The sequence below is a fragment of the Leptolyngbya sp. CALU 1928 genome (assembly GCF_056784215.1).
This window is the reverse complement of the sequence record NZ_JBXBCE010000002.1, coordinates 262,715-285,195: the sequence shown is the minus strand read 5'-3', so window position 1 is coordinate 285,195 and position 22,481 is coordinate 262,715. Positions and strand designations below refer to the sequence as shown.

The 22,481-nt window shown below is 48.9% G+C and carries 21 protein-coding genes and 2 pseudogenes; 13 read left to right on the top strand and 10 right to left on the bottom strand.

The annotated features are described in order from the left end of the window. Positions 1 to 32 precede the first annotated feature (32 nt). From rfbD to ureC, 3 genes are all read left to right on the top strand, one after another. A complete protein-coding gene (gene rfbD, locus AC1S5B_RS17120; RefSeq protein ID WP_482036917.1) occupies positions 33 to 917 on the top strand; it encodes a dTDP-4-dehydrorhamnose reductase in 885 nt (294 codons plus the stop codon). A gap of 153 nt (positions 918 to 1,070) precedes the next feature. Further along, entirely contained in the window at positions 1,071 to 1,232 is a 162-nt protein-coding gene (locus AC1S5B_RS17115) for a hypothetical protein (protein WP_482036916.1), read from the top strand. A 68-nt stretch (positions 1,233 to 1,300) separates the two neighbouring features. Beyond that, positions 1,301 to 3,010: an urease subunit alpha gene (ureC, locus tag AC1S5B_RS17110; protein WP_482036915.1), complete on the top strand. Its 1,710-nt coding sequence runs from the start codon at positions 1,301 to 1,303 to the stop codon at positions 3,008 to 3,010. A 238-nt stretch (positions 3,011 to 3,248) separates the two neighbouring features. On the opposite strand, the gene AC1S5B_RS17105 is transcribed toward ureC, so the two are convergent. Next, on the bottom strand, positions 3,249 to 3,548 hold the full coding sequence (locus AC1S5B_RS17105) for a ferredoxin (protein WP_482036914.1): 300 nt from the start codon (positions 3,546 to 3,548) through the stop codon (positions 3,249 to 3,251). A 374-nt stretch (positions 3,549 to 3,922) separates the two neighbouring features. Here AC1S5B_RS17105 and AC1S5B_RS17100 point away from each other — a divergent pair, with 374 nt between their 5' ends. From AC1S5B_RS17100 to AC1S5B_RS17090, 3 genes and pseudogenes are all read left to right on the top strand, one after another. Then, the gene (locus tag AC1S5B_RS17100; protein ID WP_482036913.1) at positions 3,923 to 4,900 is read left to right on the top strand and encodes a Gfo/Idh/MocA family protein; all 978 of its coding nucleotides are present in this window, start codon (positions 3,923 to 3,925) and stop codon (positions 4,898 to 4,900) included. A 230-nt stretch (positions 4,901 to 5,130) separates the two neighbouring features. Next, entirely contained in the window at positions 5,131 to 5,439 is a 309-nt protein-coding gene (locus tag AC1S5B_RS17095; RefSeq protein WP_482036912.1) for a hypothetical protein, read from the top strand. A gap of 298 nt (positions 5,440 to 5,737) precedes the next feature. Then, a pseudogene (locus AC1S5B_RS17090) lies at positions 5,738 to 5,905 on the top strand (IS982 family transposase); the annotation flags it as partial. Positions 5,906 to 5,939: 34 nt separating this feature from the next. Here AC1S5B_RS17090 and AC1S5B_RS17085 read toward each other — a convergent pair. Continuing rightward, positions 5,940 to 6,443 (bottom strand): annotated as a pseudogene (locus tag AC1S5B_RS17085) (ISAs1 family transposase); the annotation flags it as partial. A gap of 305 nt (positions 6,444 to 6,748) precedes the next feature. Here AC1S5B_RS17085 and AC1S5B_RS17080 point away from each other — a divergent pair. Next, positions 6,749 to 6,949 carry a hypothetical protein gene (locus tag AC1S5B_RS17080; protein WP_482036911.1) on the top strand — a complete coding sequence of 67 codons (201 nt, stop codon included), beginning with the start codon at positions 6,749 to 6,751 and terminating at the stop codon, positions 6,947 to 6,949. A 27-nt stretch (positions 6,950 to 6,976) separates the two neighbouring features. On the opposite strand, the gene AC1S5B_RS17075 is transcribed toward AC1S5B_RS17080, so the two are convergent. Next, a complete protein-coding gene (locus tag AC1S5B_RS17075) occupies positions 6,977 to 7,741 on the bottom strand; it encodes an IS1 family transposase (RefSeq protein ID WP_482034382.1) in 765 nt (254 codons plus the stop codon). A 335-nt stretch (positions 7,742 to 8,076) separates the two neighbouring features. On the opposite strand from AC1S5B_RS17075, the gene AC1S5B_RS17070 reads away from it, so the two are divergent. The 4 genes from AC1S5B_RS17070 (at position 8,077) to AC1S5B_RS17055 (ending at position 14,517) form a co-directional block, all read left to right on the top strand. Next, positions 8,077 to 10,845: an efflux RND transporter permease subunit gene (locus tag AC1S5B_RS17070; RefSeq protein ID WP_482036910.1), complete on the top strand. Its 2,769-nt coding sequence runs from the start codon at positions 8,077 to 8,079 to the stop codon at positions 10,843 to 10,845. A 48-nt stretch (positions 10,846 to 10,893) separates the two neighbouring features. Next, a complete protein-coding gene (gene hpnA / locus AC1S5B_RS17065; RefSeq protein WP_482036909.1) occupies positions 10,894 to 11,874 on the top strand; it encodes a hopanoid-associated sugar epimerase in 981 nt (326 codons plus the stop codon). 108 nt (positions 11,875 to 11,982) lie between these two features. Beyond that, entirely contained in the window at positions 11,983 to 13,005 is a 1,023-nt protein-coding gene (gene hpnH, locus AC1S5B_RS17060) for an adenosyl-hopene transferase HpnH (RefSeq protein ID WP_482036908.1), read from the top strand. 687 nt (positions 13,006 to 13,692) lie between these two features. After that, entirely contained in the window at positions 13,693 to 14,517 is an 825-nt protein-coding gene (locus tag AC1S5B_RS17055) for a squalene/phytoene synthase family protein (RefSeq protein WP_482036907.1), read from the top strand. A 77-nt stretch (positions 14,518 to 14,594) separates the two neighbouring features. Here AC1S5B_RS17055 and gcvH read toward each other — a convergent pair whose 3' ends face one another. The 6 genes from gcvH to def all read right to left on the bottom strand — a co-directional run bounded on the left by gcvH (position 14,595) and on the right by def (position 18,902). Beyond that, entirely contained in the window at positions 14,595 to 14,984 is a 390-nt protein-coding gene (gcvH, locus tag AC1S5B_RS17050; protein ID WP_482036906.1) for a glycine cleavage system protein GcvH, read from the bottom strand. Positions 14,985 to 15,124: 140 nt separating this feature from the next. Beyond that, a complete protein-coding gene (gcvT, locus tag AC1S5B_RS17045; protein WP_482036905.1) occupies positions 15,125 to 16,243 on the bottom strand; it encodes a glycine cleavage system aminomethyltransferase GcvT in 1,119 nt (372 codons plus the stop codon). A 56-nt stretch (positions 16,244 to 16,299) separates the two neighbouring features. Beyond that, positions 16,300 to 16,452: a hypothetical protein gene (locus tag AC1S5B_RS17040; RefSeq protein WP_482036904.1), complete on the bottom strand. Its 153-nt coding sequence runs from the start codon at positions 16,450 to 16,452 to the stop codon at positions 16,300 to 16,302. Positions 16,453 to 16,583: 131 nt separating this feature from the next. After that, positions 16,584 to 17,960, bottom strand: a complete 1,377-nt coding sequence (locus AC1S5B_RS17035; protein ID WP_482036903.1) for a PrsW family glutamic-type intramembrane protease — start codon at positions 17,958 to 17,960, stop codon at positions 16,584 to 16,586. A gap of 64 nt (positions 17,961 to 18,024) precedes the next feature. Then, positions 18,025 to 18,222, bottom strand: a complete 198-nt coding sequence (locus tag AC1S5B_RS17030; protein ID WP_482036902.1) for a hypothetical protein — start codon at positions 18,220 to 18,222, stop codon at positions 18,025 to 18,027. Between the two features lie 116 nt (positions 18,223 to 18,338). After that, on the bottom strand, positions 18,339 to 18,902 hold the full coding sequence (gene def, locus AC1S5B_RS17025) for a peptide deformylase (RefSeq protein ID WP_482036901.1): 564 nt from the start codon (positions 18,900 to 18,902) through the stop codon (positions 18,339 to 18,341). 201 nt (positions 18,903 to 19,103) lie between these two features. Between def and AC1S5B_RS17020 the strand changes: the two genes are divergently transcribed. Together AC1S5B_RS17020 and AC1S5B_RS17015 are read left to right on the top strand one after the other, a co-directional pair. Next, positions 19,104 to 19,460 (top strand): YciI family protein, encoded by a 357-nt coding sequence (locus tag AC1S5B_RS17020; protein WP_482036900.1) that lies wholly within the window; start codon positions 19,104 to 19,106, stop codon positions 19,458 to 19,460. Between the two features lie 5 nt (positions 19,461 to 19,465). Further along, positions 19,466 to 20,716: an RNA polymerase sigma factor gene (locus AC1S5B_RS17015; RefSeq protein ID WP_482036899.1), complete on the top strand. Its 1,251-nt coding sequence runs from the start codon at positions 19,466 to 19,468 to the stop codon at positions 20,714 to 20,716. Between the two features lie 3 nt (positions 20,717 to 20,719). Here the strand turns inward: AC1S5B_RS17015 and AC1S5B_RS17010 are convergent, their stop codons facing one another. Further along, the gene (locus tag AC1S5B_RS17010; RefSeq protein ID WP_482036898.1) at positions 20,720 to 22,393 is read right to left on the bottom strand and encodes an MBL fold metallo-hydrolase; all 1,674 of its coding nucleotides are present in this window, start codon (positions 22,391 to 22,393) and stop codon (positions 20,720 to 20,722) included. Between the last annotated feature and the right edge of the window lie 88 nt (positions 22,394 to 22,481).

The following is a 22,481-nucleotide window of genomic DNA, read 5'->3' as shown; positions in this document are numbered from 1 at the left end:
TGTAGTCCCCTAATTAATGGTGGTGATGGTTTATGGCAAAGATCCTATTAACAGGCGCAAATGGACAGGTTGGCGCAGAACTAAAACAGACCTTGGCGGATTTGGGTGAATTGACGGCGATCGATCGCACCCAGTGGGATCTGGCAAACCCCGACACCATTCGCGCGATCGTGGAGCAATTGCAGCCCACGGTTATTGTGAATGCAGCCGCCTACACCGCCGTGGACAAGGCAGAAAGTGAGCCAGGCCTCGCAACCCTGGTGAATGGCAAAGCCACTGGCATTTTGGCGGAAGCGGCAGAGAGCGTGGGAGCCGGACTGATTCACATTTCTACTGATTATGTATTTGATGGAAAGAGCAGCAGTCCTTACCTGGAAACCGCTCCGACCAATCCGTTGGGCGTGTATGGCGCATCAAAACTGGCAGGAGAAACCGCGATTCGGGCAGCGTGTGAAAAACATATGATCATTCGCACCGCCTGGGTTTATGGCGTTCAGGGCAAAGGGAATTTTGTCAAAACGATGCTGCGGGTGGGTGCCCAGCGGGATGAACTGCGCGTGGTCACTGATCAAATTGGTGCGCCCACTTGGGCAAAGGATCTGGCACTGGAGATCGCCCATCTCGCCCCCCAACTCACCGCTGAAACCGCAGGCACCTATCACTACACCAACAGTGGCGTGTGCAGTTGGTATGATTTTGCCGTTACCATCATCGAAGAAGCCAAAGCCATGGGCTTTCCGCTGCAAGTGCAGCGCGTCATCCCCATTACCACTGAAGAATATCCCCTACCCGCTCCCCGTCCCGCTTTTTCCGTCCTGTCCCTCAAAAAAATCTCTGCCCTCCTCGGCACTCATCCCCCCTACTGGCTCGAAAGTCTCCGCAAAATGCTCACCGAACTGCAACAAGTCTCTGGTTAAGCCCATGTTTGAGCGAGTTACAGAATCAGCGATCGCAGACTTCACCCAGACGATTCGCCTTGATCGCCATTTTGCTCCTACCTACAAAGAGTAAAGCGTACCGCTTACTTCTCCATTTACCCAACACCAGCCAACAGCCACGAGTGTCTGTCCTTGGCTAACTACAATCCCAAAATCATTCGCCCGATGGAAGACTTAACAAAAGGTCAACAGTCTGACTTTATTAATCGTGCCACCCCTAAGCTTAAACAACTATTGGGGTATGACTTTCTGCGAGCCTTGCTCAACGATGTAATCAAATTGCGATCGCATTAGTATTTTCCGCGACGATTCTGGTACAACTAAACGGATACAAATTTTTCTATTAGTGAATTAAGGCATCCATGAGCTATCGCATGAATCGCCGCGCCTATGCGGAGACCTTTGGACCAACCGTGGGCGATCGCGTCCGGCTGGCTGACACGGAGCTAATCATCGAAGTGGAGCAAGACTACACCACCTATGGCGATGAGGTAAAGTTTGGCGGCGGCAAAGTGATTCGCGAAGGCATGGGGCAATCGCCGATCACAAATGCGGACGGGGCAGTGGATGCGGTGATTACCAACGCGCTCATCCTCGATTGGTGGGGCATTGTCAAAGCCGATGTGGGAATTAAGGATGGCAAAATTTGTGCGATTGGCAAAGCCGGAAATCCCCATATTCAAGACAACGTGACGATTATTATTGGTCCCGGCACCGAGGCGATCGCCGGAGAAGGAATGATTCTCACGGCGGGCGGCATCGATACGCACATTCACTTCATCTGTCCCCAGCAAATTGAAGTGGCGATCGCCGCTGGCATTACCACGATGATTGGCGGCGGCACGGGACCTGCGGCAGGCACCAACGCCACCACCTGCACTCCGGGACCTTGGTACATGCATCGGATGTTGCAGGCGGCGGATGCCTTTCCGATGAACCTCGGTTTTTTGGGCAAAGGCAACAGCGGCAAACCGGAGGCATTGGAAGAACAGGTGGAAGCCGGGGCGATGGGGCTAAAGCTCCATGAGGACTGGGGTAGCACTCCAGCCGCGATCGATACCTGCCTCAGTGTTGCTGATGACTACGATATCCAGGTTGCCATCCACACCGATACTTTAAACGAAGCCGGATTTGTGGAAGACACGATCGCCGCCTTCAAAAATCGCGTCATCCACACCTATCACACCGAAGGCGCAGGTGGCGGACACGCACCCGATATCATCAAAGTCTGTGGTCAGGCAAATGTGTTGCCGTCTTCCACCAATCCCACCCGCCCCTACACCGTCAACACCCTAGACGAACACCTGGATATGCTGATGGTCTGCCATCACCTCGACCCGGCGATCGCGGAAGACGTTGCCTTTGCCGAATCCCGGATTCGCCGCGAAACCATTGCCGCCGAAGACATCTTGCATGATCTGGGCGCATTCAGCATGATCTCCTCCGACTCCCAGGCAATGGGGCGCATCGGCGAAGTGATTATCCGCACCTGGCAAACCGGGCACAAAATGAAAGTGCAGCGGGGCAATCTCTCAGAAGATTCTAGCCGTAACGACAACTTCCGCGCCAAACGCTACATCGCCAAGTACACGATCAATCCCGCGATCGCCCACGGTATCGCGAACCATGTCGGCTCCATAGAAGTGGGCAAACTGGCGGATCTCTGCCTCTGGCGACCTGCAATGTTTGGCGTGAAACCCGAAATGGTGATCAAAGGCGGCATGATTGCTTGGGCGCAAATGGGCGATGCCAACGCCAGCATTCCCACGCCCCAACCCGTGCACATGCGCCCGATGTTTGCCAGCTATGGTGGCGCGATCGCCCATACTTCCCTCACCTTTGTCTCCAAGGCAGCGCTCAAAAAAGGTATTCCTGATGAACTGGGCTTGCAGAAAAAAGCGATCGCCGTCTCCCACATCCGCCAACTCACCAAGCGCGATATGAAGCTCAACGATGCCCTACCCCATATGGAAGTAGACCCCGAAACCTACGAAGTCCGCGCCGATGGGGAACTGCTCACCTGCGAACCCGCCACCGTCCTGCCCATGGCACAACGCTACTTCCTGTTCTAACAACTCACCTATCGACATTCTGCGCGGGAGCAAGATCCTAGTGAAAAGTCTGCCAGAAGGGTAAGCGAGAGTTTACCCCCTTTTTTTTGTGAGCATTCGCCCTCGTGTCTTCAAAAAATACACCCCACAGCAAGACTGCTATGAGGTGCGTTTTTATCACTATCTCTATTTGCAAAAGTGACGCGATCGCTGAATGGGCAACCCCATCAAGATTTTGCAAGCTTCTAGTGAGAAAGCACTAGTACAGAGCTTCTTCCTGGTGGGTCTGAATGGTGACATCAGCGGTGGGATACGCAACGCAAGTCAGTACATATCCTGCTTGAATTTGATCATCATCCAGGAAAGATTGATCTGATTGATCAACCGCGCCAGAAACGATCTTGCCAGCACAGGTGGAGCAAGCACCCGCACGACAGGAATAGGGGAGGTCAATCCCTTGTTCTTCGGCTGCGTCAAGGATGTACTCATCATCGGGAACATCGATGGTGGTATTTAGCCCTTCAGCTTCGTTGATTAATGTGACCTTAAAAGTTGGCATGCAGTGGTCCTCTCTCTAATGGATACAGCACTTTAAGAAAGCTGGTTTAAAGCTGACTGTGCATTCTTATAAGTTAAGACTGCTTTACATTTCAGCCTTACTATTCTTGATACTACGGGATAACGAGCAGTTTATGACTTATGATCCTGTCCCAATAGAATGGGATTCGTAATGGAAATGGTTAATCCAATCTACTTATCTTATGAGACAGGCAAAAAGTACTGAATAGTCGCCGATTTACGATGAAAAAATACCTAAAACCCATTGAAATATTGACTTTTAAGTTTTCTTGGTAGCCAGATAAATATTTATTTGGAAGGTTTTGGATCATGATAGTTTCTTATATGTCTTTAAGGCTTTAAGCCGGATTTTTTATGCGAGTGGGATTGATTGGAACCGGACATGCAGCGAGACTTCGGGCAGACGCGCTTCAGGGAGAACCTCGTGCTGAGTTGGTAGGTGTTGCAGGGCAGGACTTAGAGCGCGCCCAAGCATTCAGTCAACCCTATGGTGCGATCGCCTGTAACTCCTGGCAAAATCTGATCGAGCGCTCAGATATAGATTTAGTGGTAATTGCGACGATTAACCGGGATCATGGCGCGATCGCTCAAGCTGCTCTCAATGCTGGCAAGCATGTAGTCGTAGAATATCCCCTCGCGCTGGATGTTGCTGAAGCCGAAACCGCGATCGCTCTATCAAAAGCTAAGCAAAAACTCCTGCATGTGGAACACATTGAACTGCTGGGCGGCGTGCATCAATCCCTGAAAGCATCCCTGGCTCTGATTGGCGATCCCTTCTTCGCTCGTTACGTCACCCTCAAACCCGAACGCCCCGCCCCACAACGCTGGAGTTATACTCTCCAAGATTTCGGCTTTCCCTTAATTGGTGCCCTCTCTCGTCTACATCGCCTGATCGATCTCTTTGGCGAAGTTGCTTCCGTCACCTGCCAAGCCCAATTCTTCCCCCCTCAACCCTTTCCCCTCGCCTCGCCTTATTACTCCACTTGCCTTTGCACCGCCCATTTACGCTTCCAAAGCGGACTTTTAGCAGAAGTGACCTATGGCAAAGGAGAATCACTCTGGCAAGCCACGCGAACTTTTGAAGTACAGGGCAAAACTGGAGCATTGATATTTGAGGGAGAACAAGGAACCCTGATCCGGGCGGAGGGTACTGAAGAGATCGCGATCGGCAGTCGGCGCGGACTGTTTGCCAAAGATACTGCCATGGTGCTGGATTACCTCACTATCGGCACACCGCTTTACGTTACCCCAGAAGCCAGTCTTTACACTCTCAAAGTCGCTGATGCAGCAAGACGGGCAGCCACAACAGGCAACGTAATTAAAATTTTCTAAAATAAGCGCAACGAATAACTTTTCACGTCTTCTAAAAAATCAAATTTGCAATAAGTATAAATACTGGCAGGGCAGATCTAATTTCTTTCATCCTCATACTATTTTTTAGTTTGGACTAAAGGTGAAGAGAAAGGCAGTCAATACGAGACAACAACTGCCGTAAGGTCAATGAAGTAACAAGCAACATTGACCCTATGATTTTCAACGAACTTCAATAATTTCGCCAAACATTGTATGACAAACAGGGCATCCCTGGCGTTGCCCTGTTTGACCTGATGGATGCAGTGTTAACAAGTGGGTGTATCGTGTCGTTTGTCAGCCTGTCCCAGAGTCCGATCTTTCGCCGCCAGTGGTCAAGTACCTATGAAGCCCTGCGGGACACTCACCTACGCCGTTCAAAGATACTGAAGCAATTGGTGAGGCAGATCCCAACCCAACAGCAAGGGCAAAGTTACAGTACCTTAAGTCAGTTCGGGTTAGGTCGAAGACAGTGGCAGTTGGGCATTACCCTTGAGCCATGCTCGCATCACCAGTTTTGAGACACCCGCCAGTAAGGCAGCGTTTCAACTGGGGCAAGTCACCCGTCAATTAGCGGTGCGTCCATTGGCGATCTATGACCGTGGCAACAGCAGCGTAACTTCGAGCAGGATTGCATTCAAGCCCTTGAGTTCAACTGTCATGAATAGTTGAGCGAATTCTTCATGACATCCTGCTGAGCAATGTTGTGATGCCAATTAGTCCAAACTAAAGTCACCTGAGTTCGGGATAAGGAGTGGAACAAGAAAGGGCAAATCCGATAGGCTGGAAATGCTAAACCCTCAATCCTGATTTACCCTGATAGCTAGTCTAGAAGAACTGTTCTGCTCAGTCGATGATTTCTGCCAAAGCTTTGAACCTCAATGGAAACAGCAGCTTTTAGGGTCTCGACTCAAGCTTCGCAACCGACAACGCAGCCTACGCTTGAGCGAAATGATGACCAGCTTGATAGCGTTTCATCAGTCGTGTTGCTGCCTTCGGCTTAACCCGAACTGACGTTAAAGTCGATAATCTGTTTGGCAATTTGTTTCTGACAGCCCATCGCATCGATTGTCACAATGCAGCCTTTGAGTTCGAGCAATTTGAGCAATTGCGGAATGGCGGTAATTTCATTCGATTTGGCATCGACTTTCCGCTGTCCGAGAACGAGACGATTTGCGGTTGCCCAAGCGCTGACCCTATGAACTGCGGCTTTGCCGTCGGCTGAGTCATAGGATTGCCGTAACTTTTTGCCATCAATGGCGACGACTTCTCCCTCGCTTAAGCGCACCAATGAACGCACCCATCTGAGGAAACACGCCTGAAACTGCTCTGGGTTCAATCGGGCAAACACCCGTGCGAAGGTATCCCGTTCGGTAATCCCCATCCAACTATCTGCCCCGCAAATGACTGACAGGATGGCAATCGTCAGAATATCGATTAATTTATACCGCTTGGTTCGCTCAATCCGAGGGTCTTCGATTTCACTAAAGTGGTCAGATAGCTTGCCTTTTGGTTTTAGTTGCATGGCTTGGTGTTCATTGAGGTTGAGCTGATCTTCCCCAATGAACACCCCAATAGATCCGACAGGTGTTCACCAATTTAGACGCGTTTGCCTTGACCTTATCCCCAGTCCAGTCGCCATCGGAAACAAAAGTCATCAAGATTTCTATGGCATCAGCAAAAAGGGCGATCGCTGAAAAAATATGTCTTTAACTAATGATCACCAGGATAGCGTTAAACTTCATTGCGAAGATGTCTGCCGAATAGGTTCGCGTGTTAGGTTCGTTCACATAGAACAATCTTGCAGAGTTTGGGAAAAGGAGAACACCTTTGGAATTGCGCTCACATCAAGCTTTAAACTCTTCTGATCGAGAAGATATTAGTGAATATGTTGCTCATCTTCAGCTTCATATGAGTCTACAGGCTCGCAACTTAGTTCCACCACTCACCCAGGTGACCAATAGCCGAGAGCAATTGCTACAGCAAACCCAAGCCAATTTTGAGAAGCTGATCTCTCGACAAATTAATTAATCTGAACAATTTATCTGGGTAGTGTCATTATGTAAAGGATGGAGAAAAAGAAACCATCTGCTCCCGTCGCAATTGCTCTCGAATCTTTTGATTGTAGTGATGAATGAAATTCCAAATCGCTCCAATGTGATTCTCTAACTTCTTCGAGAACGATAAAGTTTGGCGCACTAAGCGTGAAATGCGTTGTCGTAACGTGTTATTCAACCGCTCAATATAGCTGGTTAACCCAGAATCCTTGTCTACTGCAAAATGTCGTTTGCTCGGTAGCACACAGGCATAGGCTTCCCAGTGGTCGGTGTAGATCCGGGCATATTGTCGATAGCGGCGCGGCAGGCTATCCCATAGGGCTTGCGCTGACTCGGCAGAACGATCACCGACATGACACCCAATGATTTCGCGGGTCGCTACATCCATTGCTAACCAAACCCATTGTTTATTGCCTTTGTCATCCACCAAAGACCACAACTCATCCATCTGAACCGTCAACCTTGCGGTTGTTTTGGGCAGCACCTCAGCTTGTTGGCGCACCTGCTCATAGGTCTGATTGACGTACTGTTGCAACCAACTTTCCGACAGCTTCAGGACTCTAGCAATCCCCGCTAAAGGAATCCGCTCTAGCAATAACCGATCAATTAGAGCCTTGGTATCTTGATCCTTGGGCTTCCACTGGGGATCTTCGACAAACTGACGACCACAGTCTCGGCATTTATGGTTTTGCTTGCCCCGGCGAGTTGTCCCGTTTTTCATGATGTCATCCGATCCACAATTCGGACAGATTAAGTATGGTTTCATGGTTGATCTCGGTTTACTTAAGCCGTTGGCTCTATTTTCCCTCACCCTTTACGAAAAAGCACTACCTTTATCTGAAATACAAAGCAGGGCTAATACTAGCTCTGCTTTTGTGTATGGGACATTTCAAAAATTGAGATTTCCTGATTCATAAACTTCCTTATTTTGTTTCAAACACTCCAAAGGTCGGGCGAATCCTACTGCATTAGGCGATTTGCATGGGAGAGTCACGCCGATCTAAATAAACCCATTTGACGATTTCTAAGGCAGTTGACCCAGAAATTAAGAACTGTTGGGTACTATGACAATACGCTTGTCACTTATCACTATCCGATTCAATGGATAATTCAAATCCCGCATCTGTGCGATCGCGCTTTAATATTTCCAAAATTGCCATCCAGCGCCCAGTTTTAACCCTCAGCTTTTGGCTGGCGGTGGTAGTGGCAGGGGTGCTGGCATTTAGTTCACTTAAATATGCGCTGTTTCCCGACGTGACTTTTCCGGTGGTAGTGGTGAATGCGTCTGCACCCTTGACAACCGCCGTAGACACGGAGCAAAAGTTGACGGACCCGATCGAAAAAACGCTGAGCGATTTGAAAAACGTGGAAGGAGTTGGCTCCACGACCTATCCAGGGCAATCGGTGGTGCGGCTCCGGTTTGCGGTGGGCACTAATTTGGAGGATTCGAGCCGCACGGTGGAGAAAGCGTTGAAAACCGTGGCTCTGCCTGCCAAGACGACAACAAAGGTGATCCCAGTCAATTTGAACGAAGCGGCGGTGGTCAGCTATGCGATCGATAGCGCATCTCAAGATTTGAAGGCATTGAGCAAGACGGCGAAGGAACAAATTATTCCCGCGATCGCAAAGCTACCCGGCGTGCTGAAAGTAACGCTACTAGGGGAACCAACCAAGCTGGATCTGACGAAACCACCGAAGCTAGAAGATTTGACCCAGAGTGGCAACTTGGTTCGGTTTAACGGGGAGTCAGCACTCGCCTTTCAAGTGGTGAAAAAAAGTGATGCCAATACACTGGAAGTGGTGCGAACCGTAAATCAAGAAGTGGTGCGGCTGCGAACCAAACTGCCGGATGTGCAATTTTCTTTGGCAGCGACCCAAGCGGATTATATTGAAGCTGCCACGCAGGAAACGATTAAAGCCCTGATTGAAGCGATCGTGCTTTCAGCGATCGTGATTTATCCCTTTTTGTGGAATTGGCAGGCAACGGTTATTTCAGCACTGGCGATTCCCATGTCTTTGTTGGGCACTTTCATCGTCATGGCGTTTTATGGGTTTAATTTTGAAACGATTACCCTGCTGGCGTTGGCGTTGGTGATTGGCAATGTGGTGGATGATGCGATCGTCGATGTGGAAAACATTGCGCGTCATTTGGAGGAAGGGGAAACTCCCAAGCAAGCGGCAATTTCGGCAACGGACGAAATTGGGTTGACTGTTACTGCCGCAACGTTGACCGCGATCGCCGTTTTTCTGCCCGTTGGCACCATGGGCGGCGTATTGGGACAATTTTTTAAGCCCTTCGGTATCACCATTTCGGCGGCAATGATCACGTCTCTGTTGGTTGCTCGCACGTTGTCGCCGTTGTTAGCGGCAGCTTGGCTCAAACCCCCTAAGCCTCGTAATCAGAATCATCCCAGCATTGCCGATCGCTTTCAGAATGGGTTCGATCGGTTGAATCATCAGTATCAACGGCTGTTGCAATGGTCACTCAATCATAAAGGCATGGTGGTGGCGATCGCTCTAGCTAGCTTTATTGGTGGACTCGCGCTGATTCCGCTGATTCCTAAAGGGTTCATTCCCAAACTCGATCGCGGCGAATTTAATATTTCCTACACTGCGCCCACACCAGAGATCCCGGAAGCACTGAAACAGGCGCTAGCGGGACAGGCGGTTTCTGGGCAGGCGATCTCTCCAGGCGCAATTGATCCTCGCCAACTCCCACCGGGCGTATCACCAGAGCAACTCGCTTCACAGCGCCCTTCCAAACCTCTACCAGAATTTGACCCGCTCAAAGATTCGCTCACGGTTGCCAAAAAATTGGATGAATTTATCCAGCGATCGCCCGACGTTGCCAGTACGTTTACCGTGGTTGGCTCCCGCCAAGGCGAACCGAATAAGGGCACGATCTATGTGAAGTTGAAAGATAACCGCACCGCTACTACGACCGATGTACAAGACCGATTTCGGCGAGATTTGCCTAAAATTAATGGCGTAACCACCAGCATTGAAGACATCCAGTTCGTAGATACGGGTGGCGACAAACCTGTGCAAGTGCAGATCCAGGGCGACGATTTGGAAGACCTCGATCGCGCTGCCCAAGCCATCCAAACCCGGCTGACCAAAATTCCTGGATTCGTCGATGTCTCCACCACGACGCAAGGAAATTCTGACGACATTCGCGAAATTCAGCACGACAATCAGCAGCGTGTTGCCACTGTTAGCGCCAATTTAGGGCAAGAATTGACGATTGGCAAGGCGGGAGATCTCGCCACGGCAGAAGCAAAAGCGGTGCTGCCGCCGGGTATCTCTCTACGCCTGGGCGGTGACAATGCCAGAATTGACGACATTTTAAGCAGCTTTGCCAAAACCTTGGCGCTGTCGTTGCTGTGCATTGTGGGGGTGCTGTTCGCGCTGTTCCGTCGCTGGACGGATACCCTGGTGATTTTTCTATCGTTGCCGCTGTCGATTGTGGGTGCCATGGTGGGCTTGTTGATTGCCCAAAGCGACTTTGGCATGATTTCACTGATTGGCATTATCTTTCTTTTGGGCTTAACCAGTAAAAACGCAATTTTAATTGTGGACTACATCAACCAACTGCGGCGATCGGGGCTAAAGCGAGACGATGCCATTCTCAAAGCGTCTCCTGTTCGCTTGCGTCCAATTCTCATGACTACCGTTGCCACCCTTTTGGGGATGCTGCCGATCGCTGTGGGTTGGGGTGCCGGGGCAGAATTGCGATCTCCCATGGCGATCGCGATCATGGGTGGCTTAATCACCTCCACTTTGCTCAGCCTGATCGTGATTCCTGTCCTCTATGCCCTGCTGGATAACCTTGACAACGCCATTAAACATAGCCTACGTCGAATTCATTAAAGCAGAATTTTAGGTTGGAGAAGTGTCAAGTAATCTGAGGGTTTTATAGTGCAAAAAATATTTGTCACAGGGGGAACGGGGTTTGTGGGTGCCAATCTCGTGCGGCTGCTCTTGCAAGAAGGCTATGCTATCAAAGCGTTAGTGCGCCCCAATAGTCGGCTGGATAACTTGCAGGGATTGAATGTGGAATTGGTGCAGGGTAGCCTCACCGATCGCACCTTAGATCAGGCAATGGCGGGCTGTCAAGGATTGTTTCACGTCGCGGCTCACTATTCCCTGTGGCAAAAAGATCAGGCAATCTTGCATGAATACAATGTACTCGGAACGCGCAATGTCTTAGCAGCGGCGCGGACTGCTGGAATCGATCTCACGGTTTATACCAGTTCAGTCGCGGCGATCGGGGTGAAGCAAGGCGCGATAGCGGATGAAACTTACCAAAGCCCCGTCGAAAAGCTGATTGGTGCCTACAAGCAATCTAAATATTGGGCAGAACAAGAAGCCGTTAAAGCGGCACAATCTGGACAAAACATCGTCATTGTGAATCCCAGTACGCCGATTGGTGCCTGGGACATCAAACCCACCCCCACAGGCGATATCGTGCTGCGATTTTTGCGTCGCCAAATGCCCGTTTATTTGCACACGGGTCTAAACTTCATCCATGTGCAGGATGTGGCATGGGGGCATTTACTGGCATACCAGAAGGGAAAGACAGGCGATCGCTATATTTTGGGACACCAAAACATGACCCTCAAGCAACTGCTTGATCACCTAGAGCAAATAACCGGACTCCCCGCCCCGCAGCGTTCTATTCCTGCCTGGATTCCGCTAACTGTCGCTTGGATCGATGAGACTCTGTTATCCAAAGTAGGCAAAACGCCCTCCGTTCCAGTGGATGGCGTGAGAATGGCAGGACAACTCATGTACTACGATGCTGCCAAAGCAGTGCAAGAATTAGGGCTTCCCCAGACTTCAATTGCTACTGCTTTGAAAGATGCCGTAGAGTGGTTTGTAACTAAAGGTTACGCATAAATCCTAGTTAGCTCAGCGATAGGTGGCCTATCCGTCTGAAACCCCCGATCCCTGAAACCTGACCCCTATTTTCCGTTCCCTATTTTCCAGTGAGGAGTAAATCGAGCCATGGCAGTTAGTTTTCAACAAGCAATGGATATTGGCAAATACATCGTTACCCAGCGATTAAAAGGACGCAAAAAGTATCCCTTGACCCTAATGTTAGAGCCGCTATTTCGGTGCAATCTTGCCTGTTCTGGCTGCGGCAAAATCCAACATCCAGTGGAGATTTTAAAACAAAACCTGTCGCCTGAAGATTGCTTTGCCGCCGTGGAGGAATGCGGTGCGCCTGTAGTGGCAATCCCCGGTGGCGAACCCTTGCTTCATCCTCAAATTGATGAGATTGTGCGTGGGTTGGTGGCACGGCGTAAATACATTTATCTCTGCACCAACGGCATTTTGCTAGAAAAGAGCCTACACAAGTTTGAACCCTCTCCCTATTTTTCCTTTAGTGTGCATCTGGATGGGTTGCGGGAACTGCACGATAAATGCGTCGATCGCAAGGGGGTGTTTGATACTGCCGTGCAAGCAATCAAAGCTGCTAAAGCTAAAGGGTTTCGCGTCACGACTAACACCACTGTATTTGAGGGATCTGATCCCAAAGAAATTCAAAACTTCTTTGATTTTGTTGCCACTCTAGGCGTGGATGGCATGATGATTTCTCCAGGCTATGGCTATGAGTGGGCACCGGATCAAGACCACTTCTTAAAACGGGAACAAACAAAAGCATTGTTCCGGGATATTTTGGCTCCCTACACGGCAGGCAAAAAAAACTGGAACTTTAACCACAATCCTTTGTTTCTCGACTTTTTGACGGGCGAGAAAGACTATGAATGCACGCCCTGGGGAATGCCGAGCTACAGTGTTTTGGGTTGGCAAAAGCCTTGTTACTTGCTGAATGAGGGACATTACAAAACCTATCAAGAGCTAGTGGACGGCACCGATTGGAGCCAATATGGTCGCGCCAGTGGCAATCCTAGCTGTGCCGACTGTATGGTGCACTGTGGCTATGAGCCGACGGCAGCGGTAGACGCAATGAATCCTCAAAACATTGGGCGATCGCTGGGTTCGGTGTTTAGCATGAGTCGATAATGCAATCGGTTGGGCTAAAAGCAAAGCCACTGTTCTCAGCCCGACCAAATTTAAAGTTGATCAAGATTGATTAACGTATTGCAGACTACATCCGTTATGAATGGTTTAGTTTTGTCACTCTCTCGGCAGCGTCAAGCTTATTTTCCGGAAATTTTTGTATTGACAGTGGAGAAGTAGTAGTGATTGTGGATTTATAAGGCGGTTTTCTAACTGTTTAAACTCTAAATCAACTTGCTGAAATTACGAACTTGATCCTGTTTTGATCTCTATCAGATATTAACTTATAACTCAATTAAACTTTTTATTGCAGGTTGTTTTTGGATGGCTTTGATTGGGTTTATTGCGGCTCGGCAAACTCTCTTACTATCGTTTAAGTTTCAGCCTGATTGCATTTCAACCGTTAGTCTCCGACTATTAATCCCCTTTAAATCTGTAGAGACTACTTGCACAAGAAAGCTTTTTTCTAATGAAAGTTTTCAAACCTAGACTATGCAACAAAACAACTACTTTCAGTCAATAAACTTCAACAAAAATATTGATAAATAGAATACCTTTTGAATTTTAAACAGCGTTGAATTCTTTCAAAAAGAAAGGATTTCTAGTTGAATAAGGCATTTTCATCTTAATGAAACGTCTTTGCTGTATATTTGAAGCCAACCTGGTGTAATGACTTAGAGGAGTGAATCCATGCAGCTATGCAAAAGTGCTTTAGAAGTATTAGAGGAGACAAGCCGGACATTTTACATTCCCATTAGTCGGTTACCAGCGGGGCTTCAAGAAGCCGTAGCCTCTGGTTACTTATGTATGCGGGCGATCGACGAGATTGAAGATCATCCAACCTTGGATAATGCACTTAAAGCAAAGCTACTACAAATCATCAGCCTGAGCCTACAAGCGGGCACTCACGAGATGCAAGCAAGCGATTTGTCTACTGCGCTCAGCGATTATAAAGATCTATTGCCAGAAGTGTCTTATCGGATTGGGGAATGGGCACTGTTGGCACCAGAGTCGATCGCACCGCGAGTGTGGGATGCGACAGCGGCAATGTCCGATCGCATGGCATATTGGGCGCGCATCAATTGGAAAATTGAAGACCGGGCAGACCTAGACCAATATACCTTTGGAGTAGCGGGAGCCGTGGGTTTGCTGCTCTCTGATCTGTGGGCATGGTATGACGGCACCAAAACCAATCGTTCCCACGCGATCGGTTTTGGTAGAGGTTTGCAAGCCGTCAATATTCTCCGCAACCACAACGAAGATAAAACCCGTGGCGTAGACTTTTTTCCTACTGGATGGACGGCTGAACAGGTTTACCACTATGCTCGTCAAAACCTTGAACTTGCAGATGCTTACACCGCCGTCCTTCCCATCGGTCCAGCCTTAGACTTTTGCCGCATTCCCCTCACCCTCGCTCATGCCACATTAAATGCCATGGCTCAAGGGGAAGCCAAATTGAGCCGCAGCACAGTGATTGATCTGGTTAGCCAACTCACTAGCAGCAGCGTTGGTTAAGAGAACTGAGATCGAGGGCATGGAATGGATAGGGATCAGGACTGAATTCAGTCCTGAATCGAGAGAACACAAGGCGTTTATTCTCCTTCAACCTGCTCTCGATATTCATCAGATGACAAGGTGTCGTCCAGATTAATGTCATCATCAATCCGTACCTTCATTAGCCATCCTTCTCCGTAGGGATCATCCCCAATTTGTTCAGGAGCATCTAATAAAGCACTGTTGATTTCAATCACCGTGCCGCTGACAGGAGCATTGAGATCTTCAACTGCTTTAACGGATTCGATTGTGCCAAATTTCTCGCCTTGATCGATCGCATCTCCCATTTCAGGCAACTCCAGAAATACGATATCACCCAGTTGGTCGATCGCAAACGCAGTAATGCCAATGGTGGCGATTTCACCATCTAGCCGTGCGTATTCGTGGGTGTCAAGATACTTTAGATCGCTAGGATATTCCAGTGTCATAGGTCTTCAAAAAATTAAAGTGAGATTGCATGAGTAGTAAATTCCAACCCTTATAACTCATACCTCAAAAATCAGGATTCCTAGCGACTTTTGTAAATAATTTCCAGGAATTAGTTGGTATTCTTCCTAAAGGATGAGACTCAAGGACGGCGATAGAAAGGACGCTTGACGACGATTGCCGGATGGAGTTTACCTCGAATTTCAACTTCCAACGGCTGACCCGGCTTGGAAAACTCCGTGGGTACATAGGCAAGCGCGATCGGCTGACCCAATGTCGGCGATTGAGTGCCACTGGTCACAATTCCTGCCACTTTGCCGTTGATAATCACCGGATAATCATGCCGCGCAATATTGCGCCCTTGCATTTGCAAACCCACCAAGCGCCGCTGCACTCCATTTTGTTTTTGATTTTCCAAAATAGGTCGCCCAATAAAATCGGATTTACTATCTAGGTGAACCAACCAGCCTAGTCCCGCTTCCAAGGGCGTAGTCGTGTCATTGATGTCTTGTCCATAAAGCGCCATTGCTGCCTCTAGCCGTAGGGTATCCCGACAGCCTAAACCGCAGGGCACCACACCCAACGCTAGCAGCGCTTTCCAAAGTTCTACTCCCACTTCCGGCGACACCATGACTTCAAAACCATCTTCTCCGGTGTAGCCCGTGCGCGCCAAAAACCCAGGCTGTCCTAAAATCGTGCCTTCTAAATGCCCAAATGCTTTGATGGGAGAGAGATCCTCAGTGACTAAGGTTTGCAGTGTGGCGATCGCGTCGGGTCCCTGCACCGCAATCAGCGCATTGTCCGGGGAACAGTCCTGAAACGTCACTTCAGCTAAATCTAAATGGCTCAGCATCCATGCTTTGTCTTTATCAGTAGTGGCGGCATTGACGATCGCCACCCATTGCTGCATCCCGTCACTCTCAGTGCCTTGATAATAAAAAATTAGATCATCAATAATGCCAGCTTGGTTATTCAGCAACACCGTATATTGGGCTTCTCCAGGTTTCAGACGGCTTAGATCAGATGGCACCAAGGTTTGAAGCTGGTCTAAAACACTCTTGCCTGTTAGCCGAAACTTTCCCATATGAGAAATATCAAACATACCAGCGGTCGATCGCACGGCATGATGTTCATGGGTAAGACCAGAGTATTGCACAGGCATTTCCCAGCCAGAAAACTCCGTCATCCGAGCATTGAGCGCTTGAGACAAAGGATAAAGCGGTGTGCGGCAGAGTCGAGTAGTGGGGGGTAGGTCAGTCACAAAACACGCATAAAAAGGAACACCCTTCATCTTACCGGGCTAGTTCTTGCAAATGCTCACAAGAATAGGATTACCAACAGTAAAAAGCCAAACATAGTGCCTGCTGTGGCGATGAAAGTGCCCGCGATCGATGCCTCTGGAAAATCGTTTTTTTGCGCCGCAGCATCAGAATTTAAAGAACGCTGAGTCAAGGTTGAAACCTGTTTCACTGAAACCTCTGAGATTTAAGTTTTGATGAACAATTTAAGTCGTGTTATTCAATTACATACAATTATACAAAACTTTACTTATCCTAAAAGAGGGAGTTAATTAGCGGGAGTTGGATGAATCTAAAAGTAGATTAATGCAGAAAACGGGTGGCGAAGTTTTGCGATCGCGTGGGGGAAAGGGCGCGGGCTTTGAGAATCGCGGCACCTAAAAAGGCATAGGACAACATGCCGATCAATGCTAGAAACACTGGACTTAGCATTCCTGCTGCATTCCAGAGCGTATGTAAGCCGGCAGCAGTGCAGAGTCCAACGCCCAAAATGAGCCAGCGTTGCCGAGACCGCAGGACACTTAGCCCAATGAAGTAGCCAAAATAGCCGCTATAAGCCATGTGTCCAGCGACTAAGCCTAATACTCTAGGGATCAGCAATTGTAATCCTGCCAGTTGAGCAGCTTCTTGTCCGCTTAGAAGGGATGATTTATAAGTTGCGGGAATATACACCCCAAGAGTTTCCATGAGGCTAAAACCCACGGCAGAAGCGGCACCTAGCAAAATTCCATCTAACGGTTCCCATACGCCAACGCGATCGCGGAAAGGCGATCTCAGCCGTAGCCCCAACCCCAAAGCGATGAATACGGGCACGGCTTTCAGCAACTCCTCCATCAGTCCTGCGCCAAAAAACATTTTGACCAGCAGCACCCCAAAATTAGTTGCGGCATCAGTGCTTGATAAATCACCCGGTAAGAGATGGTGAAATACTAACGTGAACAGATCTAGAATGGGGCTAATCAAAATCAGTGCGGTCAGAGTAGCTACCCCTAAAAGTAGCCACCAGGGTTTTTGCTTCCCGCAAAGCTGATAAATGAAATACAACGACGCGATCGCCAAATATACCGCTAGCAACAGGTTAAACATAGCCGGATTGCCGATCGCCAAAAATAACAGCACCACAAAGGTAATGGTGACAATTGCAGGCATCAAATAAGCTTTATCGGTCAGTTCACGCCCAGTAGACAGGATCGGAAATAACTGAGTCAAACTGACATCTTCCAGATTGACGCGGTTTTTAGGCGGTGGCAGAGTCGGGTCGAGCGCCGATGGAAATATACCTAGCGCTACTCCAAAATTGTCTAGCGATTGCCCTGCTTGAGTTTGGCAATCAAAGATAAATTCTGGACCGTTATGCCCTAGCATGATGCGATCGCCAACCTGCAAAACCTGACATCCTTGCACACGAGCACCATTGACAAACGTACCATTGCGGCTGTTTAAATCGCAAACTTGCCAAAATCGCTCCCCGTTCGGGGCTTCAAATCCCAGAATGGGATCAATTTTGGCATGATGCCGAGACACGGAACGATATAAAGAGGTATCCACTGCAACTCCACAGCCCAAAGTGCGCCCTAGGGTAGTAGGTTCTGTGGGAGACAGGAGATAGTAGGGTTGCCTGTTTCCTGTATGGCTCTTGCCACTTAGTCGAAGAAATGCGATGGATTGAATGCCCGACATTTTGGGGAAAGGGTGCCGAGGGAACGGGTTTATTCAAAAAGTAGGCATTTAGCAAGATGATGAGTTACTTTTGATTCGCTCTGGTATCTCGAACGGCTGCTATGAAACAGCCAATTGTTAAAGGAATACTCAGCGCCAAAATAATTCCAGTGACTAGACCACCGAGTTCTGGTTTGCCAGAGGATAACTCAAATACTGAGCCAACTGCTGCGATCGCCGCAATACAAGAACCTGCTAGAAGTATGCCGCTTTTTGAAGTCACTATAGACTAATCCTGAAACATCTCAATTGGTTGAAAATCAGACTATCCACATGAAAGATTTAAACAGCCCATTTATGGAGCCGTGTAGAACCATGCTGTTTACGGAGGATACTATCTCAGCTTACAGGCTTAACCGCCTTTACTGAAAAGCCATGTTTCATCAATTCTTGATTTAACTCCAAGGCGTTCTCCACCCGATCAACAAATAACACACCATTTAGGTGGTCGATTTCATGCTGAATACAGCAGGCAAGCAGTCCGGTTGCGGTTAAACGCTGAGGACGACCGCTTTCGTCTTTGTAGGACACTTCAACCGCTGTTGGACGTTTGACATCTAGGTAAACATTGGGAATGCTGAGGCATCCCTCTTGATTCACCACAATCTCTGGGCTGGCGTTAGTCAGGGTCGGATTCATCAAAATCAGCGGTGGTTTTGTAGCATCATCCGGATCGCAATCTACAACGATAAGTTGCTTGTTGACCCCAACTTGAGGTGCAGCTAACCCAATCCCATCAGCGCTATACATGGTTTGCAACATTTCTCGAATCAGTTGCTTAATTTCTGCATCCACCTTGGCAATCCGCTTGGCAGGCGATCGCAGCACGCGATCGCCCAACTGATGAATCTCCAGCGGCGGCTTCGCTAATTTCTTTTTTTCTACCAAAACCTCAGCAGTCATGGATGGCACTCACAGCTTTAATAAAAAGGTCGGAATCATTCCGTATCAGTTCATCCTATCGAATTTCAGTCCAGTTAGCAGAGTTGTTACCCAGATTATCAAAACTTACAGATACCTGTCGAAATGGCGAGTACTAGTCCGTCATTAAATTGAGCACGGAAAATACTAGGCTCTCAATCCACTTACAACAGAAGGAAACGTATGAAATACGCAATCATGGTTTATGAAAGTGAAGCTCAGTTTAGCGATCGTGGCAATGAAAACCAAGAAACTTACTGGGGTGCCTACCAAGCCTATTCCCAAGCACTGAATGAAGCCGGGATAGCAGCAGGTGGCGCAGCGCTACATCCGGCGCATACAGGTACAACCGTCCGACTATACGATGGACACCGAAAAGTGCAGGATGGTCCCTATGCTGACACTAAAGAGCAACTTGGTGGTTTCTTTCTTGTTGATGTCCCCGATCTAGATGCTGCTTTAGATTGGGCAGCGCGTTGCCCTGCCGCAACTAATGGCGTAGTCGAAGTCAGACCACTCTTACCAATGGGTGAAGGCTAATAGTCATGAACGCTCACCAAGCGGCAGAATTAGCAGCACGTAACTCCTATGGACGGTTAATTGCCTACCTTGCTGTCAAAGTAGAAGATGTTACTGCGGCAGAAGATGCCCTGGGTGATGCGTTCCTCGCGGCTCTAAAAACCTGGACTGAAAGTGGAGTTCCTGATAATCCAGAGGCATGGCTATTGGTAACTGCTCGCCGTCGCCTGATTGATCAGGCACGACATGCCAAAGTGAAAGCTTCAGCCGCTAGCACTCTCAAACTAATTGCGGCTGAAGCACAAAAATTATCGTCCCCTGGAACCATCTTTCCAGACGATCGCCTGAAACTGCTCTTCATTTGTGCCCATCCAGCTATTGATGCTGGAGTTCACACTCCATTAATGCTGCAAACCGTTTTGGGTTTTAATGCCGCTCAAATTGCTTCTGCATTCCTGGTTGCACCTGCCACGATGAGCCAGCGCCTAGTTCGGGCTAAAGCGAAAATTCGGGATGCAAAAATTGGGTTTGAGATTCCAGAAGCTAAGGAGTTGCCTATGCGATTAATAGCAGTATTAGAAGCAATCTATGCTGCCTACAGCAACGGCTGGGAAAATGTAACAGGTGTAGATTCACGTAGAAAAGGGTTGGCGGAAGAAGCGCTTTGGCTAGCCCGTCTGTGTATACAATTAATGCCAGATGAGCCTGAAGCACGAGGACTATTGGCTTTGATGCTCCACTGTGAGGCACGTCGTAATGCGCGTCGAACAATTGATGGTGCCTATGTGCCGCTTTCAGAGCAAGATGTGACACGTTGGTCTAGACCTTTGTTTGACGAGGCAGAACGGGAGTTGGCAAAGGCAGCAACATTTAAGAAACTGGGACGATTTCAATTGGAAGCCGCTATTCAATCCATTCATGCTCAACGAGCAGTTGTTGATCGCACCGATTGGAAAGCACTAGCGTTGCTCTATGAAGGGTTAATCCAGATTTCTCCAACGTTAGGGGCGCAAGTGGGTCATGCGGCAGCGATCGCAGAGGCAAAAGGGCTAGAGCAGGGTTTAGCACTCCTCGACACTCTTCCCCTGGAATCGCTTAACAACTATCAGCCCTATTGGGCATTACGTGCTCATCTACTGAAGCGGTTGGGGCGAAAGGTTGAAGCGAAACAGAGTTATATTCGGGCGATTGGGCTGGCAGAAGATCGAGCTATTCGCGAATTTCTGCTTCAGCAATCTTTAGAAAATGACGCTACGGAGGGGAAGCTCTATAAATGAGTTCTATTCAGCATCCTGCTCTCCAATTTGCACCGACTCAAATACAGGACAAAATCCTTCTGGTGTAACTTTGAACTCAAATAGCGGTGAGGCATCATTCCAGCAGCGTTGTCCTCGATAGTGGCGGCAGTTGCCACAGCAGTTTCGCAGGGGAGAATTGGCATCCATCCAGTCCAGCAGGCGATCGCTCTCATGAGGGCGCAACAATTCTCGTTGGGGCAAGCCCCGCAGCACCAGTTCATCGCCCTGCCAGCGAGCTTCGATTAAGCCAGTGTCTGCTAACCCGCGCCAGCGTGGATCAGCCGCGATCGCGTCCGGTAATGTAATCGTCACTACGGCATCGAGTTCAGTCAGTTCTCCTTCATAGTTCGTATCTGGAGGGGCAGGTTGCAAAAAAGTTTCGCCAATGGGGAGTTCTACCCTAGTGCCGCTAGCCGGTGAATGGAGATGATACCGATTATGTAGATCATCTAAGCCCGTTAAATCTGATAAATATGCTGCTGGACCATGGATAAACATCACATGTTGAGGGCGGAGGTTGTGAATCAGTTGAGTGGTTCCAGTGCCATCACAATGTTGTGCCAGTAAATAAGTTTCAGTTGCCAAATCAGTGTCTACAGCCGATGACACTGACGGCGACCCTGCTTCCCGCTCAATCTCAGAACGATCTACTTGCCAGGGCAACAATGCTAGCCACGCTTTTGGGTTCTCACGGTAATACTGACGGAGATCGGCTGTTTCATCAGTTACGACAATGCAGGGAGATTGCCCCAACTCGGCACAACTTTCTGGAGTGAGACGGCGCACCCGTGGGCGCACCCGTTCATCCCAAAAGAGGGGCTGATGACGGGCAAAATTTTGAACTGACGTGGGCAGATGAGACAAAATCTCTAGGTAGACATCGCAGCCATTCGCCACGGCTCCATCAACCCAAATATCAATGTCTCGTCCTGTGAAATAGTGATGGCTTCGCAGCAGCAACAATAACTCTTGCCCCAAGCCTAAGGAGGCGGGTAACAGAATTGATTGCTGATGGGCGATCGCTTGATCAATTCGCTCCGCTAGGTGATTTTCTTGATGACGACGATGGGGATGACGCGCCGTTCCATAGCTACCTTCCACAATCAACACATTGGGCTGAAGTCCCCGCAACTCTTCTAGGGGCAACCCTTCTACCAACCGCGTATTAGATAAGAAAAAATCTCCTGTATAAAGCACCGTATAGGAGCGGGACGGGGAGTTTTTTTCAGAAGGGGCGGTGTAAGAAAGCAGAATTGCTGAGGCTCCTGGCAAGTGCCCCGATGGATAAATTTCAGCGCTTAGCCCATCTAAAAATTCTATAGGTGTACGCCAAGGCAGGGCATGACAAAACTGTGGTGGTTCATTTCCAGATTGGTCAAGCCAATTAAGCGCCAATAGCTGGGTTGTTACTTCACTAGCATAAATGGGCAGTTGGGGAAATGCTTGATGCAATTCCAATAATCCCCGCGCATGGTCGGCATGGGCATGGCTACACAACACCAAGTCAGCCGGGGGCTTGCCCGTTGGGTCAATTAAGGGTGATAGATCGGACAAGCCACAATCTAGCAATATGCGATAGGTGCCAATCCGCAATAGCAGGCAGACTCCTTCGCCTGCATGACCTACCCCATAGGTTAGACATTCCAACTCAACCACGTTTATTTTGTATCTCCATGGTGGCGATTCGTAAAACGATTCGTGCGGGAATCGCCCATATCCCTGATTGCGTTACTCACCGTCACAA